Origin of the sequence: Pediococcus ethanolidurans, assembly GCF_001437405.1 — a bacterium.
Classification (GTDB): Bacteria; Bacillota; Bacilli; order Lactobacillales; family Lactobacillaceae; genus Pediococcus; species Pediococcus ethanolidurans.
In genome coordinates this window covers 1-12,931 of sequence record NZ_JQBY01000004.1, presented here as the reverse complement: position 1 = coordinate 12,931, position 12,931 = coordinate 1, and the positions used below count along the sequence as shown (strand labels likewise).

The 12,931-nt window shown below is 37.6% G+C and carries 12 protein-coding genes; 10 read left to right on the top strand and 2 right to left on the bottom strand.

Annotated elements, in window-relative coordinates; genetic code table 11:
• Positions 1–130 precede the first annotated feature (130 nt).
• From IV87_RS02435 to IV87_RS02405, 7 genes are all read left to right on the top strand, one after another.
• On the top strand, positions 131–1,642 hold the full coding sequence (locus tag IV87_RS02435) for an AcpB/EbpR/MafR family transcriptional regulator (RefSeq protein ID WP_057805319.1): 1,512 nt from the start codon (positions 131–133) through the stop codon (positions 1,640–1,642).
• A 207-nt stretch (positions 1,643–1,849) separates the two neighbouring features.
• Positions 1,850–3,361 carry a WxL domain-containing protein gene (locus IV87_RS02430; RefSeq protein WP_057805318.1) on the top strand — a complete coding sequence of 504 codons (1,512 nt, stop codon included), beginning with the start codon at positions 1,850–1,852 and terminating at the stop codon, positions 3,359–3,361.
• 14 nt (positions 3,362–3,375) lie between these two features.
• Complete coding sequence (locus IV87_RS02425; protein WP_057805317.1) at positions 3,376–3,660, top strand: hypothetical protein; 285 nt, start codon at positions 3,376–3,378, stop codon at positions 3,658–3,660.
• Between the two features lie 559 nt (positions 3,661–4,219).
• Positions 4,220–4,945: a WxL domain-containing protein gene (locus tag IV87_RS02420; protein ID WP_057805316.1), complete on the top strand. Its 726-nt coding sequence runs from the start codon at positions 4,220–4,222 to the stop codon at positions 4,943–4,945.
• Positions 4,946–4,972: 27 nt separating this feature from the next.
• Positions 4,973–6,043: a WxLIP family cell surface protein gene (locus IV87_RS02415; RefSeq protein WP_057805315.1), complete on the top strand. Its 1,071-nt coding sequence runs from the start codon at positions 4,973–4,975 to the stop codon at positions 6,041–6,043.
• Positions 6,044–6,206: 163 nt separating this feature from the next.
• A complete protein-coding gene (locus IV87_RS02410) occupies positions 6,207–7,088 on the top strand; it encodes a YihY/virulence factor BrkB family protein (RefSeq protein WP_057805314.1) in 882 nt (293 codons plus the stop codon).
• A gap of 63 nt (positions 7,089–7,151) precedes the next feature.
• A complete protein-coding gene (locus IV87_RS02405) occupies positions 7,152–7,532 on the top strand; it encodes a DUF3899 domain-containing protein (protein ID WP_057805313.1) in 381 nt (126 codons plus the stop codon).
• A 73-nt stretch (positions 7,533–7,605) separates the two neighbouring features.
• Here the strand turns inward: IV87_RS02405 and yidA are convergent, their stop codons facing one another.
• Entirely contained in the window at positions 7,606–8,418 is an 813-nt protein-coding gene (gene yidA / locus IV87_RS02400; RefSeq protein WP_057805312.1) for a sugar-phosphatase, read from the bottom strand.
• A 2-nt stretch (positions 8,419–8,420) separates the two neighbouring features.
• Positions 8,421–9,791: an HD domain-containing protein gene (locus IV87_RS02395; RefSeq protein WP_057805311.1), complete on the bottom strand. Its 1,371-nt coding sequence runs from the start codon at positions 9,789–9,791 to the stop codon at positions 8,421–8,423.
• Positions 9,792–9,937: 146 nt separating this feature from the next.
• On the opposite strand from IV87_RS02395, the gene IV87_RS02390 reads away from it, so the two are divergent.
• The 3 genes from IV87_RS02390 to IV87_RS02380 all read left to right on the top strand — a co-directional run bounded on the left by IV87_RS02390 (position 9,938) and on the right by IV87_RS02380 (position 12,771).
• Entirely contained in the window at positions 9,938–10,378 is a 441-nt protein-coding gene (locus tag IV87_RS02390) for a YwiB family protein (protein WP_057805310.1), read from the top strand.
• Positions 10,379–10,423: 45 nt separating this feature from the next.
• A complete protein-coding gene (gene rpoE, locus IV87_RS02385; protein ID WP_057805309.1) occupies positions 10,424–10,996 on the top strand; it encodes a DNA-directed RNA polymerase subunit delta in 573 nt (190 codons plus the stop codon).
• A 176-nt stretch (positions 10,997–11,172) separates the two neighbouring features.
• Positions 11,173–12,771, top strand: a complete 1,599-nt coding sequence (locus IV87_RS02380; RefSeq protein WP_057805308.1) for a CTP synthase — start codon at positions 11,173–11,175, stop codon at positions 12,769–12,771.
• The last annotated feature ends 160 nt before the right edge of the window (positions 12,772–12,931 follow it).

Here is a 12,931-nt window from a genome sequence, read left to right as displayed (position 1 = left end):
ACACAATTGAAAACCAATTGTACCACGGCGTTTTTTTATAGAAGCAAGGTAAATTAAAATTTGTTGTAAGCGTTTCACGATTAATATGATAAAGTGAAGTAGATAGATAAAGATAAAGGAGCCAATGTTCATGTATAAAACAGATTTATTAGAAAAAAATCAACAGTATTTATTCAAAATATTAGAAATCTTATACTTGAATGGAGCCCCGGTGACCAAGCAGTCGCTAACTAAGCAGTTGGAAATTTCACCGGCCACCTTGAAACACTATCTGGAAGATCTTCAAACAGATGTTCAGCCACTAATTGACGAAAAAAAAGTCAAAATCAAAATTGAAGCGAATACGGCAAGTTTTCAAATGCTCCAAAATTTTGCCCTTGATGATTGGTTATTTCTTCGGTATTTGAAATCATCACCTAAATTTCAACTTGTGATGCTTTTTTATAATCATGTTGGCCTCACAAATTATGAATTACAAGAAAAGTTGAACTTGAGTGAGGCTTCGTTATATCGGACAATCAAACAACTCAATGGTATTTTAAAAGAGTTTAATTTGACTATTCGTAATGGCAATATAGTGGGCAGAGAATTACAAATTTGCTTTTTTTACTATAATCTTTTTCAAGTAATTAATTATTTTCCGGAGCAACAGGTTTTTAACTTAGATCATTTTATTAACGAGTTACAAACGGAATTACATTTCTACTTTCATTCAGAAGCGGTCCATCGGGTTCGCTTATGGCTCACAATTTCGCAGCACCGGTTAGCCATCCAACCAAATTTGAATATGACAATCCCTGACACGGTTCGAGAATTATATCGGAATAATGAATTGTACTTTCATATTAGAAATGTCTTTCAGCGAGTTTTTCATGTGCGTTCTAAAGAAAAGGCTCAGTTTGAAACCGAGGCCTTTTGTACGATGCTAGTCAGCATGGCTGTGTTTAACAGTAAAACAAACGTTGCCAAACGGTTTTACGATATTTACAATTCTCAAAAAACGCACTTATCACAAGTGGTTGATAAGATGAATCATCTGATCCAAACGACACTAAAAATTAAGGATAATCAGTGGCCGTTTGAATTAATGAAGCTTGTTTTTGATATTTGTGCCCGTCCATTCTGTTTTGCTGGTAATTTAGAAAATATGGATGATATTTATGCGAACTACTACATTAATCACTTTTTTTCACATCAAGCCCGACAGGTTGTTAAAGAATTAATGCGTGTTCTGAGCGTTTCGGATTCTAATGAAGTAAGCGACTTGGTTAAGCAACATCAGATGTATTTTCAACGCCGGCTGTTGTTTGTGATTCGCGATTTTCGATATCAACAAATACAAGATATTAATATTGGTGTGGACACAACGTTTGATTATTATATAAGCCAGTTGATTATCAATCTTGTGCGCCAAATGTTTAAAAAGGATTTACGCGTTAGTGTTAATTATTATCAACCAGGGAATGCCTATGACTTGGTGTTAACAAACTATCATGAAGAACCCTATGATGATACGGATTATACCTATTGGCTAACTAATTTAGGCACAACGCGAGATTTGGAAGCCATTAAAAAAATTGTAGAAACTCATTTTTATGAAAAGACGCCGGTGCATGAATTAATGTTTAAAAAAAGAAAATAGAATGTAAAGAGAAACGCAACCTTGATTCAAAGAAGAGGTTGCGTTTTTTTGTAGTTGTAGGTACTAATTAGCCTAGTAAATGTTAAAAAATATCAGAATTCTTGCAAAAATTTTGAGTGAACTATAAAAAAATGAAATCGCTGCCACTGAGAAGCTGTTATGATTAACTTGTAAAAAGGAAGTGGATTAGTTAGAGAGGTGATGATTGTGAAACGGCTTTTAAAATTGATAGTTGTATTCGTGTCTTTAGTTGGCATTTCCGGTTTTTATAATTACCAAAGAACTTACGCAGACGATGATAGTCCACTTTTTAATCTTGAAACCAGTAAAAGTACAGTTAATGTTGGCGATCAGATTGTTGTGCAGGCCACACAACTTGAACACTCAGACGCAGTTTCGAAAGAATTTCAGATGGTGATTCCTACTGGGCTAAAAATTGATAAACCAGCCCTAAAACAGGCTGCGGCTTCTGAGAACTTTCAGTACCGTCAAGAAAATGATCGCTTGATTTTACTGATTTCTGATCAAACGAAAGAAAATTTTCAGTTAACATTTATTGCACAAACGGCAGGTACCTATTCAGTTAGTTTACTGGATAAAAATCAAAATCTTGTTAGTAATGTTCTACAGATTGTTGGTGAACAAACTCAATCGCAAGAAAGCTCAACCAGTTCCTCTAGTGACCAAAGTCAGACAAGCAGCTCAAGTAGTAATGAAACGAGTGCAGCAGAAGACTCTTCACAGGTAACCTCAACTGATTCCTCAAAAGAAAGTTCGTCAGTGAATTCAAGTGAGAAAGTGCAAAAGGAAACAAGCTCGCAAACAAGCAAGGCTGATGAAGCAAATAGTAGTTCGCAAAGCAAGTCAATCACCAAAAGTGCTAGAACTATTGCGAATTCAATATTTTCAGTTGATCAAGCGACGAGTCAAACTGCCCTAACTTATTTATACTACTACGCAGATAGTAATGGACAACCGCTAAGTGGTTATGTCCAAGATCCAGATAAAGAAAGTGTTTTGGTTAGCTATATTATGAATAAAGTTTCTGGTAGCGGACCAGCACCGCCTCAAGCTGGCGTTTCACAATCATTAGGAACCATTCAAACAACGGGCGGAAATGTTAAAGATAAGTTTAGTTTTACCATTCCAAGCAACAAACTTCCCACGTATGCGACAGCTGTTGGTTCTGTTTATTCAATGAGATTGAATTTTTCAGATAACAAGGGAAGTATACGAAGCTTTAATTTTCGTTTTGCTTATCTGACGGGACAATTGAGTATTATAGCGCCGGATCAGATCGATTTTGGAACGGCTTTGGATGCTACCGCAACCGGTAATCCAGTTTATATGGGAACTATCGGGACAGGGAGCCAAGCGCTGGCCGTGAAAGATACTAGGACGATTCCAAGTGGCGTGACGATGAACGGGTGGAGTTTGACAGTTTCTTTAGCCAAACAAATGACCGGTGAAACTACTAGCGGTGTTTTAACCAATAGCTTGCATTATCTAAATGAAGGAACGGACTACACGTTAAGTTCTGCCGCGAGTCCCGTCAAAAAATTGGCGGTCTCGACACCGAATACGACAACAAACATTTCGGACTCATGGGATAGTAAAAATGGTTTAGCGTTTGAACCTACTGCAGGGCAACCGGTGGCAGGTGAAAAGTATTCTGGAACGGTAACATGGAATTTGCAGGATACGCCAGCAAACAAGTGAGGAGTTGATGCGATGTGAAAAGAAAACTAATGCTCGTGGTGCTGAGTATGGCAGCGATGTGTTTGTTTAATTCACCGATTCGTGGTGATACCCATGTTTCTGAAAGTTTTGTGGGATTTTCAAAACCAGTTGCTCAGCACAATGTTTCTGACAAACCAATTTATACCAAGGTAGAACCAAATCGACAAGCATATTTACCGCAAACAGATGAACAGGATGGTGTTTGGATGAGTGTGGTGGGTATGACAGGTGTGGTCGTGATTGTAGGTTATGAAATTAAGAAAAGGTTGATTCGGTAACAAAATGGAAACTGATGTAGAAGAAAAATAGACATTAAAAACGAATAGGAGCCAGTCCGACTAGCCGCTTTAGCGGTGTAGGGAGGATGGACATCCGTGAAGAGAATAAGATTTTGTTGAAAACAAAATAGACATTAAAAACGAATAGGAGCCAGTCCTACTAGCCGTTTTAGCGGTGTAGAGAGGATGGACATCCGTAATGAGAACAGGATTTTGTTGAAAACAAAATAGACATTAAAAACGAATAGGAGCCAGTCCGACTAGCCGCTTTAGCGGTGTAGGGAGGATGGACATCCGTGAAGAGAATAAGATTTTGTTGAAAACAAAATAGACATTAAAAACGAATAGGAGCCAGTCCTACTAGCCGTTTTAGCGGTGTAGAGAGGATGGACATCCGTAATGAGAACAGGATTTTGTTGAAAACAAAATAGACATTAAAAACGAATAGGAGCCAGTCCGACTAGCCGCTTTAGCGGTGTAGAGAGGATGGACATCCGTGAAGAGAATAAGATTTTGTTGAAAACAAAATAGACATTAAAAATGAATAGGAGCGATTATCATGAAAAAAACAACTTTAATCTCACTTATCAGTATGAGCGGTCTTGTTTTGGGAGCAATTGCCCCAGTTACGGCCTTTGCAGCAGATAACCGTAATGAAAGTACCAACGCAACAGCAACATTTGAAGAAAATATAACTAATCCAATTGATCCAGTTGATCCAACCGATCCAAACGAACCTGGTGATGGTGGTGGAACGGGTGAAGTAGGACCATTAAGTATTGATTATGTTTCTAATTTTAACTTTGGAACACATGACGTTCCAACCGCTGATACGGTTTATACGGCAGAGGATGATACAGGTAAAAACACCGGTAAAACTTATCCGAACTTTGTCCAGGTATCAGACCAACGTGCTGGAGATCCAAAGGGATGGAGTTTAACGGTTAGTCAAAACGGTGATTTCAAGGATAGTGAATCAGACAGTTTAACTGGAGCCGAAATCATTTTAGGTAAGGCCACTGTTAAGACCACAACGAACAGTTACCCAAGCACTAACAATACAGTAACCTCAGCTACTAATGGTGCTTCATTACAACCTGGTGGCGCGACGATGAATGTAATGGCTGCTAAGGCCGGTGGTGGTGCAGGAACTTGGCTTGATGTGTTTGGAACCGCGAATGATTCAACCGTCAAATTAGATGTTCCAGCAGCTGCACATCCAAATGCAGCTAGTTACAGCACAACATTAACATGGAGTTTGGCCGATACACCAACAAACTCTTAAAAAAACTAGTTAAAGGGGGTTGTCACTGTGAAACGAAAAACTTTTATCTTGATACTAATGACTTTGGTACTGAGCTTGCTCACTATTTTGCCAGTTTCAGCAAATGAATTAACATTTGGTGTTCAGGCAAATTTACCGAAAAATCAAATTGACACAAAGGTCACCTATTTTGATTTGAAACTAAACCCGGGTGCTAGTCAAACAGTCACTGTTACAGTAACCAACGGAACTAAAAAACAAGTTAAGATAAAACCCGAAGTGAACACAGCGACAACCAACTTAAATGGGGTAGTTGAGTATCAAAAAGTATCTGCAAAGAACTTTGATTCTTCGTTAAAGTATTCACTGGCAGATTATGTAAAACCAGTAGAAACATCTGTAATTTTAAAGGCGAACCAATCTAAAAAAATTCATCTTCGCATAAACATGCCGAAGGGAAAGTTTAACGGTGTCATGGCTGGCGGTATTCGTCTTCAAGATGAAAATGCGGAAGTGAGTAAAAATGCTAAAAAGAAAAAGGGAACCACAGTTCAAAATGAATATGCATACTTGATTGGGATGATATTACAACAAAATACAACCAAGGTTACCCCTGATTTGAAACTAGCCAGTGTTAAACCTGATCAGAATAATTTGCGAAATGTGATCAACTCCCGGTTACGAAACGTTAAGGCAACCTATTTAAACAAACTGTCAGTGAATGCCAAAGTTTCAAAAGTTGGCAGTACCAAAACGTTGTATCAACAAAAATCAACGAACATGCAAATGGCGCCAAATTCAGTTTTTAATTATGGATTAAAACTAAATGGGCAACCATTGAAGGCCGGAAAGTATGTTATGAACATCACAGCGAAGTCGAAGCAACAAACTTGGCACTTTAAGAAACAGTTTACGATTACAAGTAAAAAAGCGGCCACGTTGAATGCGAAGGATGTGTCCATCAAAAAAGATTACAGTTGGATTTACGTGACGGTGGGTGTTGTCATTTTGCTTATCCTGATTGCGATTGCCTTTTGGATTGTTCGAAAGAAATTAAAGGCAAAAGAATTTGAAAATGAAGCACTGAGAGCTCAACTTAAAAAACATGAACATGATTAAAATCGCAAATAATTTGTATTAAATAATAACGATTATAAATAATTTGAAGGCTAGAAAGATGACTTTTTTCTAGCCTTTTTTAATTTGTTCTATATCATCTTATTATTTTTATAAGTGATGTTCCAATGGTAAACTTAAACAAAAGGTGAAAGGAATTTTGAACATGTGGAATCAATTTAAAGAGACGAAATCATTTAAATTTATTACGATTTTTTTACGTCGATATAAAAGTGGCAATATCTCTAATAACAGTATTGTTTTGTCATATTATACGTTATTATCATTTTTTCCGTTACTTTTATTAATTGGTAATCTTTTACCTTTCTTGAATTTACCGGTTCACACTGTGTTGATGTATGTTGAGCAGGTAATGCCTGAAAATATATATGTTATTTTAAGGCCGCTAATTCGTCAATTACTTACTACGAATAACGGTGGTGTTCTATCAATCGGATTAGTTGTGGCTCTTTGGTCAGCGAGTCGAGGTATTTCAGCATTTCAAACGGCCTTGGATGCAACATATGATATGAAAAATGCTGCGAATGCAATTCTAAATCGGATATTTTCATTCGTGATTGTTTTTGCATTTATAGTTGCGCTGGTGATTGTTGTGTTGTTTTTCTCTTTGAGTTCAATAGTGGTGGCCTACTTAACTCCAATTTTACATTTGCCTCAAGATTGGCTTGAAATTGTTGGAACTATAAAATGGCCAATTGCTATTGTGGGTGTCTTTGTAATTTTAGCTGTTTTATACGTTGTCGTACCAACGGCTAGGGTGTATTGGCGTTATGCCTGGGTCGGTTCTGTATTTTCAATGATTGGATTATTGTTATTAACTCAATTTTTTACGCTATATTTACGTTATTTTGGCGGCGCAGTGACAACCTATAGAACAATTGGGACTTTTATTGTGATTATGTTATGGCTTAATTTTTTTGCGGAAATTTTATTGATCGGTGGCGTGATCAATGCTTCGGTTCAAGAAAACTATCATCAAAAGAAATTCGAGCCTAAACCACCTCGTTCAAAGAAAGCAAAAATTTGATAAACTGTTATAATACTGTTATTCAGATTAGAATTGAAAATAAAATTAAGGTCAGAGTTATGTTTGACCACAAATAAAGGTGTGAAAATTACGAATTTTATTAAGGCACATAAGGCATTAACAACGGATGCTGTTTTAGTTTTGATCGGTTTTATTGATTGGTTAATTACACGAAATACAATTGTGACCAGTAATCATTTTTTTATGGTCGGTTTGGCACTATTGTTGATCGGCGTGGTTTTTGTTTTGGAACGGGGCCATTTATTTACGGGTTGGTTTAAACGACCCGCAAAAGGTGAAGAAAAATTACCACAAAAAAAGATTGATGTTCACAAGGTTGGCCGAATTAAGAATAGTCCTATTGTGCTGACAAAACCGGCACGGTACTTTTTACATGTGGGTATTTTTACGGTTGTTGTAAGCATATTAGTTTCATTTATATAACATAAAAATCGATTGCTTTCCTAGAAATGAATTCAGGAAACAATCGATTTTTTGTTTGGTTAAAAAGTTAAAACTATAGGCCTAAAACGAATTTTTGAATGGCCTTTGCAACGCCATCTTCTTCGTTACTAGCGGTGATAAATGTGGCTAACTGTTTAGCCTCTGAAATGGCATTTGCCATTGCAACGGGTGTGCCAGCCACCTTGAGCATGGATAAATCATTTCCTTGATCACCAATAGCCATGAGATTTTCGGGCTTTAATTTTAAACGTTTGGCTAAATCTCTCAATGCGTGGCCTTTACTAGCGGATTTATTTAAAACTTCTAAGAAATAAGGCTCGCTTTGCACAAAGTAATAGTTATCCAAAAAAGTTTGTGGAATCTTGTGTCGCAGTGCAGTAATCTTTTCCGGTGGGTCAATGAACATCCCCTTAGGAATTTTTAAACTAGTCGGCATTTCACTGACTGCACGATAACGAATGCCCATTCTGACATAAAAACTTTCACCAATTGTATAAGGACTGAGATTTTTATTGGCAGTGTAAATATGATTTTCGGTTTCTACGTGAAAATGACTGCGTAATTTACGACTCAAGGCTTCTAAGTCTGTGTAATCGTTGTAATTTAACGTGTGGCGAATAATGGTGTGACCTTCAATCGTTTGCACGAGTGCGCCATTATAAGTAATGACATATTGATCGCTGCCAGCTAAGCCTAGTTTTTTTAAATGTTCAGCAACCCCAGTTAATGGTCGACCGGTACACAGTACAATTTTTACGCCTTTTTGACTGGCCTGTTTAATGACAGTAACGGTTTTATCGGTGATTTGTTTTTCATCCGTTAAAAGCGTGCCATCAAGATCAATAGCAACTAATTTGATTGCCATGATTAACGTCCTCCTTTAGCATCCTGCAAAACACCATTTTTAAGATAAGATTGAAATTCTTGGTAAATTGGATGAAAAAGTTCACTATCGTCTGTTGATAGCATTTTCTTAGGGAAAAAGAACCGTTCATCCCCTGAAACACGACCAGTTATAGCTGCAACGAGTGCACTAACTGTGGAGAGTTCAACCAAACTACCATCGTGTTGCATTAATTCAATTTGTGTTCGTGGCTTGCTAGTACTTGGATCGTAAGCATCATAGGGTAAATCATAGCTGTTATTAACAGCAGTGTAATAGGTACTATTGAAGCCAGCTTTTTCAATAAGTTGACGTAGCTGCGGCAAAAGATATTCCGTTTCGTGTGTAAAACGCACAGATTTTAAAGGAATTCGATTTAAGAACCGTTTGGACAAATCATTTAAAACGGGGTCTTTATCGTCTTCCCATTGCTGAAAATACGTATTTAAAACACCATCATCTAAACGCAAATAGTCGGCAACCGTTGCGGTGTGATTAAAAAAGGGCATTAAAAAGTAGGGAACAAAATCGCGCTGTTGACTAATGTCTTGAGGACCATCACCATAAATTTCGTTCGCACGTTGAAGCAGATGACTCAAAATCATTTCCATAGAACGAGAAACGGGATGGAAATAAACTTGTAAGTACATTTGGAAACGACTTACGATGAAATCTTCAACAGCATGAATACCACTAATTGAAAAGGCAATTCCATCTTTATAAGGGCGCATAACTCGTAAAATTCGCGTTAAATCAAATGTACCGTAGTTGGTTCCAGTGTAATATGAGTCACGAAGCAGATAGTCCATCCGATCGGCATCAATTTGACTTGAAATCATTTGAACAACCTGAGGATTGGGATATTTATGAGAAATAACACTCGCAACTTCAGCTGGGAACTTGGGTGAAACACGGCGCAAAACTTGATTTACTTCCGTTTCAGGGTCGGTAATGATGTGTTCGGTGTAACTTTCATGATCAGTATGGAAAATGTGCTCAAAGGTATGAGAATAAGCACCATGGCCTATATCATGTAAAAGAGCAGCACATAGCGTTACTAAGCGCTCGGAATTATCCCATAAGCCATCGTCAGGTGTTTTTGAAGGGTAATTTCGTTCGAAGCTATCACAAATTCGACGGGCAACTTCATAACAGCCAAGTGAGTGTGAAAAACGGGTATGTTCGGCTCCATGAAAGACAAGTGAAGTTGTACCAAGTTGGTGAATGCGGCGTAGTCGTTGAAATTCTTTCGTATTAATTAGGTCTAGAATAACTTGATTTTGAACATAAACATAGTTGTGAACTGGATCGCGAAACACCTTTTCCATTGGTAATAATTGATTGCGATAATCCATGAAAACAGGCTTCCTTCCATCTAAATTTATTTGTTAAGCTTAGTATAACAATTCCGTTCAGATAAAGCCAAAACGCTATGATGAATGCATTTTTGGGTTTATACTAATAAAGAAGATATTTAGAAGAAAGAAGGGTGCTGGCTTTAATGGATGAACTTAATACTGGCGTACCGGTTGCCATTCATTTGGACACGTATATCACACAAGAAGGAGAAGAATCCCACTTTGCGTTTGATGAAAATGGGCAACTTTTTCAAATGGGTGATTCTTTTTATATTCGTTATCAAGAAACGGATGAAGATACCAAAGAACAAATTCCGGTAACTATGAAAATTGATGGTGAGGGCGATGTCTTACTCACAAGATCTGGTGAAAATAAACTTCGTCTACGCTTCAGTAACGGCAAACGAATTCAAGCTCGTTATCGAACACCATATGGCATTTTACCAGTGGATACTGTTACGCCATTTTTAGAGGTTCGTTTGCGTGATAGACCATTTTCAGGAACCGTAAAAGTTGATTATCAGTTGTTTGCCGGTGAAAGTTTGTTAGGTGACTACAAAATTAGATTGCAATTTACAGCTTAGGTAATGTATTATAGGGAGTAGACTGTTGAAAGGACGTGCACCAGTTTGGATTTGAAAATTTTTGATGGTCAAGACAAAACTGAACTTTCATTGATCGAGGTTGCGCATGCAATTCTCGCACAACATGGAGATCCGATGGCTTTTGTGGATCTTGCTAATGAAGTTCAACAGTATCTTGGCAAAACCGATGAAGAATTCCGTGATCGTTTGTCACAATTTTATACTGATTTAAATACGGATGGTAGTTTCATTTCACTAGGTGACAATAGTTGGGGCTTACGTACTTGGTATCCCTTTGAGTCAATCGATGAAGCTATTATTCATGCTGACGAAGATGAAGATGATGATCGTCCAAAACGTAAAAAGCGTAAAAAGGTTAATGCGTTCTTAGCTGACGCTGCCGATGACGATGATGTAATTGATTATGATGCTGATGATCCTGAAGATGATGATGTAGTTGCCGATGATGACAACGATTTTGATTCTGACGATAATGATGATTATACTGATAGTTCAAAAGACGATGATAGTGATGATTTACCTGATGATGACTTACCCGATGGTATCGAGGGCCAGTTGTCAGAGTTAGATGATGACGATTCTGACGATGATGAATAAGTCAGTTTTTCGAACTTGACATTAGATTGGTTACCTTGTATTATCTTTATTGGGCGCTTTGCTGTATGCAGAGCCAAACAGTACGGATTTTAAATTGTGCTCCCTATTCCAAATGAATAGGGAGCATTTTTATTATTTCTTGAAAGTCCCTTAAAAAACCTCAAAGGAGTTATAAAATGACTAAATACATTTTTGTCACTGGTGGCGTTGTTTCTTCGCTTGGAAAAGGAATCGTAGCAGCTTCTCTTGGCCGTTTGCTTAAGAATCGCGGTTTAAAGGTTACAATTCAGAAGTTTGATCCCTATATTAATGTGGACCCAGGAACGATGAATCCTTATCAACATGGGGAAGTATTTGTTACGGATGATGGTACGGAGACCGATCTTGATCTCGGTCATTATGAACGTTTTATTGATAATGATCTTAATAAATACTCCAATGTGACGACTGGAAAAATATATTCTGAGGTTTTGAAAAAGGAACGCCATGGTGACTATTTGGGAGCCACTGTGCAAGTTATTCCACACATTACCAATACAATTAAAGAAAAAATTATGCGAGCAGGCACAATCACAGATTCCGATATTGTGATTACCGAAATTGGTGGGACAGTTGGTGATATTGAATCTCTTCCATTCCTAGAAGCTTTACGTCAAATGAAGAGTGAAGTTGGTTCAGAAAATGTTATTTATATTCATACGACTTTAATTCCATATTTACGTGCGGCTGGTGAAATGAAGACAAAACCAACACAACACAGCGTTAAGGAACTTCGTGGCGTTGGTATTCAGCCCAATATTTTGGTTGTGCGAACAGAAAAACCAATTACACAATCAATGCGCAATAAGATTGCTTTGTTCTGTGATGTAGATCCTGAGGCAGTTATCGAATCTCGTGATGTAGATAACCTCTATCAAATTCCATTGAATCTTCAGGCTCAGGGAATGGATCAGATTATTGTTGATCATTTTGGCCTCAAAACTCCTAAGGCTGATATGGAAGATTGGCGTAAAATGACTGAACACGTTCGTAATGATTTGGATCATGTGGTGAAAATTGCACTTGTTGGTAAATATGTGGCGCTGCAAGATGCTTACATTTCTGTATCTGAGGCCTTGAAACACGCCGGTTATCCAGTAAATGCCAAAATTGAAATTAAAAAGGTTGATTCTGAAAAAATTACAACCGATAATGTTTCCGAAATCTTAGGCAATGTTGATGGGTTGATTGTGCCAGGTGGTTTTGGTGATCGTGGAATTGAAGGAATGATCATAGCCATTCAGTATGCCCGTGAAAATGATTTACCTTTCTTGGGAATTTGTTTAGGGATGCAGATGGCTTCCGTTGAGTTTGCCCGTCACGTGTTGGGTCTCAAGGATGCTAATTCCACTGAAATGGATGCTAACACACCACATAATATTATTGATTTAATGGCAGATCAGGAAGATGTTCATGATTTGGGAGGTACCCAACGTTTAGGCCTGTATCCATGCAAGCTTAAGGCTGGTTCGGTAGCTGCTGAAGCATATGACAATCAAGATGTCATTCAAGAGCGTCATCGTCATCGTTTTGAATTTAATAACAAGTATCGCGATGCTATGCAGGAACACGGATTAGTATTTTCTGGAACTTCACCAGATAACCATTTGGTTGAAGTCATTGAACTACCAGAGAAAAAATTCTTTGTGGCTTCTCAATATCATCCTGAATTTCTTTCAAGACCACAACGTCCAGAGGGATTATTCAAGGCCTTTATTGCGGCTGCTAATAAGTAAACGAATATAATTTAAAAAAATGGTACATGGATATCAAAAACTGAATCCGTGTACCATTTTTGCATTTAACTAAAGGTTGAAAGTGTCAAAATTACTTCAATAACTACTGTTAAACGACTTATCCTAAAAAAAAAGTAGGCTAACTGCCGTCCTGCGGCTC

Bases quoted from the DNA above. Each gene is read 5' to 3' on its own strand.
- IV87_RS02435 (WP_057805319.1), top strand. From the start codon at position 131: ATGTATAAAACAGATTTATTAGAAAAAAATCAACAGTATTTATTCAAA.
- IV87_RS02420 (WP_057805316.1), top strand. From the start codon at position 4,220: ATGAAAAAAACAACTTTAATCTCACTTATCAGTATGAGCGGTCTTGTT.
- IV87_RS02410 (WP_057805314.1), top strand. From the start codon at position 6,207: ATGTGGAATCAATTTAAAGAGACGAAATCATTTAAATTTATTACGATT.
- yidA (WP_057805312.1), bottom strand. From the start codon at position 8,418: ATGGCAATCAAATTAGTTGCTATTGATCTTGATGGCACGCTTTTAACG.
- IV87_RS02395 (WP_057805311.1), bottom strand. From the start codon at position 9,791: ATGGATTATCGCAATCAATTATTACCAATGGAAAAGGTGTTTCGCGAT.
- IV87_RS02390 (WP_057805310.1), top strand. From the start codon at position 9,938: ATGGATGAACTTAATACTGGCGTACCGGTTGCCATTCATTTGGACACG.
- IV87_RS02380 (WP_057805308.1), top strand. From the start codon at position 11,173: ATGACTAAATACATTTTTGTCACTGGTGGCGTTGTTTCTTCGCTTGGA.